This window comes from Haemophilus sputorum CCUG 13788 (genome assembly GCF_000238795.1).
Classification (GTDB): Bacteria; Pseudomonadota; Gammaproteobacteria; order Enterobacterales; family Pasteurellaceae; genus Haemophilus_A; species Haemophilus_A sputorum.
In genome coordinates this window covers 1-3648 of sequence record NZ_AFNK01000045.1, presented here as the reverse complement: position 1 = coordinate 3648, position 3648 = coordinate 1, and the positions used below count along the sequence as shown (strand labels likewise).

Sequence of the window (3648 nt, the reverse complement as noted above, 5' to 3'; positions counted from 1 at the left end):
TGCGTATTGGAAGATCAAGAGCATCAAGTCGCTAAAGAAGAAAGGGAAACACCTACTACTGATAGTATGCCGCCATTATTACGACAAGCTATCGAATTATTTGATCACCAAGGTGCAGAGCCAGCCTTCTTATTCGGCCTTGAATTGATCATATGCGGATTAGAAAAACAACTTAAATGTGAAAGTGGGTCTTAAAAGCAGCATAACCTTTTTCCGTGATGGTAACTTCACGGTAACCAAGATGTCGAGTTAACCACCCTTTAGATTCATAAAGCGAAAATAATGCGGCTCCAACGTACCCACCTAAATGGAAACGGCGTTCACTCCAATCTAAACACGCACAACAGATTTTACGTGAATGTTTGGAAGGAACGTCAATTCCCATTTCATGAAAATATTGAATACCACTTAATGTGATCATTGAACCATTTTCAGTGATCCATTGCTGTTGACAAAGGGAATCATAGATCTTAACGGCAACTTCGCCAGCTAAATGATCATAGCAAGTACGTGCTTTTCGTAAATGCACTGGCGTGGAAACTTTGGCATGTACGCCATGGTTTAAGGAGATCCCCATCATACTTTCCATCAATTCAGCAATATCTTTTCCTGCTAGCCGAAAATAACGATGCTTGCCTTGAGCTACTACTGTGATTAGCTGGCAATCTAATAATTTAGATAAATGACTGCTCGCCGTTGAAGCTGATATATTCGCCACAGAACTTAGCTCAGTGGCCGTCCAAGCTCGCCCATCCATCAAAGCACTGAGTATTTTAACTCGTGAAATGTCAGACATAGCCGCCCCTATCGCGGCTATTGAGGACTCAAAGGTAACCTCTTTTCGTATTAAATTAGCCATCGCAAGTTCACTTTATTGCCCAAGGGAGCGTAACAGATGCAGCCATACTATCATTGTCCGTTATTAATATCAGTTGGTTAGCATGGTCACTGTATTGCACTAAAATATTAATGTTATTCTCCGCCAATACTCGTGCTATTTCGCCAAGTTCCCCCGGTTTTTCCTGTTTTAACTTACGAATTAATGGTGTCCGGATCGCAAGTACTAACAGTCCAGCTTGCTCTAGCGCTATTTTAGCTTCCTTTCCTTGTTCAACAAGAAAATGAGCATGGCATTCATCACCAACCGTAAATATCCCTCCCCCTTCCAATCCAATACCTTTATTACCTAATGTTTTTCCTAGTAATGCTAATTGTCCTATTTGATTATCTAAAACAACGTGAACATCAAACATTATCCTTGTCCTTTTTAAATGAATATTCGCGAGTAATATGAGCAATACTAATTTTGTAAAAATCAAATATTGACTCTCGCCCTTCTTGTTGAGCTTTCGCATGTAAAACATGATTTTTCCATTGCAGAACTGCGTATTCGTTTTCCCACCAAGATAGCGATAACATTTTTCCTTCTGTAGCTAGACTTTGAAAACGTTCAATTGAAATAAAACCAGCTACATGACTTAATAGTGGTCTTAACTCCTCAGCTAAAGTCAAATAGCGAGTTTGTTGGTCGGGTTGTATTTGCACCTCAAATATTACAGCAATCATATTTTTCTCCGTTATTAATCAACAAACAGAGTAATCCACCCGAAAATTAACACTTCGATAAGCAACGAAATATAGAAAGGTCATGCTGCTGTTTTATGTTGTATATCACACTTCTTTAAATTGCTCGGCCTGCGCTTATCATGTTCTCCTTCTCTTATAATTTTGTTTATTATTTATACTTTTTTATTTTTTGCTATCACCGAAAATAGTGCGGATCCCGCATGGTATTTAGGTTTACCCATCATTAAATACCATTGTTGTTATTTTAATCTTTTTAATATTTCATGATTAAGATCACACTAAAATTATGACCCTATTAACTAAAAGTTATGGATACCCTAATAAAACTCATTGTTAAAGATTAGTTAACCAAAGTAACTTCATTTTTCACTATTGTTAAATTGTTATAGTGAAAATTCTGGTAAACTAATAGAGGTAAAAAAATGATCCTAGATGCCAGTTATACATTATTAGTCGCATGTATCGCGCTACTCATAGGAATGTTTGTCGTAAAATTTACCCCGTTCCTACAAAAAAACCACATACCAGAAGCCGTCGTTGGTGGCTTTATTGTTGCAATTGTTCTGTTAATTATTGATAAAACATCAGGTTATTCGTTTACTTTTGATGCTTCATTGCAAAGTTTATTAATGCTCACATTCTTTTCCTCTATCGGGCTAAGTTCTGACTTTTCTCGACTGATTAAAGGAGGAAAGCCGTTAGTTCTATTAACTATTGCAGTAACGATCCTAATCGCCATTCAAAATACTGTCGGCATGAGTATGGCTGTCATGATGAATGAAAGTCCATTTATTGGCTTAATTGCAGGTTCAATTACTCTAACAGGTGGTCATGGTAATGCCGGAGCATGGGGCCCTATTCTCGCTGATAAATATGGTGTAACAGGCGCCGTTGAATTAGCGATGGCTTGTGCAACACTTGGATTAGTGTTGGGTGGTTTAGTTGGCGGCCCTGTTGCCCGTCATCTTTTGAAAAAGGTCTCTATTCCTAAAACAACCGAGCAAGAGCGCGACACTATCGTTGAAGCTTTTGAGCAACCAAGCGTCAAAAGAAAAATCAATGCAAATAACGTTATTGAAACCATTTCAATGCTGATTATCTGTATTGTTGTTGGTGGCTATATCAGTGCATTGTTTAAAGATACTTTTCTGCAACTGCCTACTTTTGTCTGGTGTTTATTTGTCGGTATTATTATCCGTAATACACTGACTCATGTATTTAAACACGAAGTGTTTGAGCCGACCGTCGATGTATTAGGTAGCGTTGCTTTATCGCTTTTCTTGGCAATGGCGTTAATGTCATTAAAATTTGGTCAATTGGCAAGCATGGCAGGGCCAGTATTAATTATCATTGCTGTACAAACTGTTGTCATGGTGCTATTTGCCTGCTTTGTCACCTTCAAAATGATGGGCAAAGATTATGATGCTGTCGTGATCAGCGCGGGTCACTGTGGCTTTGGTATGGGAGCAACACCAACAGCAATTGCGAATATGCAAACAGTCACAAAAGCATTTGGACCATCACATAAAGCTTTCCTTGTCGTTCCTATGGTCGGTGCCTTTATTGTTGATATTTCAAACAGTATCTTAATTAAAATATTTATTGAAATTGGTACATACTTTACCTAATAGCTACACACTACTCGGCGTACTTCTCCTAACAATTTATTATAGGGCAGTATGCCGAGCCGCTTTCTTACCCCGTATATTCCCCTAGTCAATCTATTTAGCTTGCACGTTTACGAATTAATTCTCGTGACAACTAAACCAAAATTTGAATTATGACGAGTATATCTGATTATTTATACTTTATTCGTTAGAATAGTCCGTAGAAATAAATAATCAGTAGGCTACATGGAATGAAATTAAGACATCTCGATATCTTTTATGCTGTAATGACTTGTGGTTCCTTAACGCGTGCGGCTGAAGTTTTACATATTTCTCAACCCGCGGCGAGTAAAGCACTCAAACATGCTGAGCACTGAGAGATCCCCTCATAATTTCCCCAAAACGTAACCATGTGTGAATAGATTTTGAGTAAGCAGGGTTGCAGCCACGAGTG

General features: G+C 38.3%; 5 protein-coding genes and 1 pseudogene. 3 read left to right on the top strand and 3 right to left on the bottom strand.

Annotated features, from left to right (window positions below; translation table 11 throughout):
- A pseudogene (gene tetR(B), locus HSP_RS0106655) lies at positions 1 to 195 on the top strand (tetracycline resistance transcriptional repressor TetR(B)); the annotation flags it as partial.
- Here tetR(B) and HSP_RS10955 read toward each other — a convergent pair.
- The 3 genes from HSP_RS10955 to HSP_RS0106640 all read right to left on the bottom strand — a co-directional run bounded on the left by HSP_RS10955 (position 173) and on the right by HSP_RS0106640 (position 1566).
- A complete protein-coding gene (locus HSP_RS10955) occupies positions 173 to 796 on the bottom strand; it encodes an ArsR/SmtB family transcription factor (RefSeq protein WP_001280391.1) in 624 nt (207 codons plus the stop codon). The pseudogene tetR(B) and the gene HSP_RS10955 overlap by 23 nt on opposite strands.
- 70 nt (positions 797 to 866) lie before the next feature.
- Positions 867 to 1253 (bottom strand): hypothetical protein, encoded by a 387-nt coding sequence (locus HSP_RS0106645; RefSeq protein ID WP_000460651.1) that lies wholly within the window; start codon positions 1251 to 1253, stop codon positions 867 to 869.
- The gene (locus HSP_RS0106640) at positions 1246 to 1566 is read right to left on the bottom strand and encodes an antibiotic biosynthesis monooxygenase family protein (protein WP_000562370.1); all 321 of its coding nucleotides are present in this window, start codon (positions 1564 to 1566) and stop codon (positions 1246 to 1248) included. The genes HSP_RS0106645 and HSP_RS0106640 overlap by 8 nt, the downstream gene beginning before the upstream one ends.
- 443 nt (positions 1567 to 2009) lie before the next feature.
- On the opposite strand from HSP_RS0106640, the gene gltS reads away from it, so the two are divergent.
- Together gltS and HSP_RS0106630 are read left to right on the top strand one after the other, a co-directional pair.
- Positions 2010 to 3215 carry a sodium/glutamate symporter gene (gene gltS, locus HSP_RS0106635; RefSeq protein WP_000599533.1) on the top strand — a complete coding sequence of 402 codons (1206 nt, stop codon included), beginning with the start codon at positions 2010 to 2012 and terminating at the stop codon, positions 3213 to 3215.
- A 230-nt stretch (positions 3216 to 3445) separates the two neighbouring features.
- Entirely contained in the window at positions 3446 to 3571 is a 126-nt protein-coding gene (locus HSP_RS0106630) for a LysR family transcriptional regulator (RefSeq protein ID WP_001303004.1), read from the top strand.
- Positions 3572 to 3648: the final 77 nt, after the last annotated feature.